The 248-nt window shown below is 55.2% G+C and carries 1 protein-coding gene; it reads right to left on the bottom strand.

Going from position 1 to position 248, the window contains the following annotated elements:
* A partial coding sequence (locus AKJ31_RS23335; protein ID WP_211263076.1) for a hypothetical protein occupies window positions 1-248 on the bottom strand: 248 nt, incomplete at both ends.

The raw sequence follows: 248 nt of genomic DNA, 5'->3' as shown, positions 1-248 counted from the left end.
TATGGTATCTGCGCCTTGGCCTTGCTCGGCATTAACTGCATTAGCAGATGTCGTAGTGCCTTGGTCACCGTTACCAGCAGGTGCGTTATCACCATTCGAGCTCGGTTTAGTATCTGCGCCTTGACCTTGCGCGGCATTACCAGCATTAGCAGGTGTTGTCGCGCCTTGGTCACCGTTACCGACGGGTGCGTTATCACCATTCGAGCTTGTGTCTGGTATCTGCGCCGTGACCTTGCGCGGCCTTACCA

The sequence above is a fragment of the Vibrio hepatarius genome (genome assembly GCF_001274785.1).
Taxonomy (GTDB): Bacteria; Pseudomonadota; Gammaproteobacteria; order Enterobacterales; family Vibrionaceae; genus Vibrio; species Vibrio hepatarius.
Note: the sequence above shows the minus strand (reverse complement) of the source record. Positions and strands in the feature narration are given on the sequence as shown.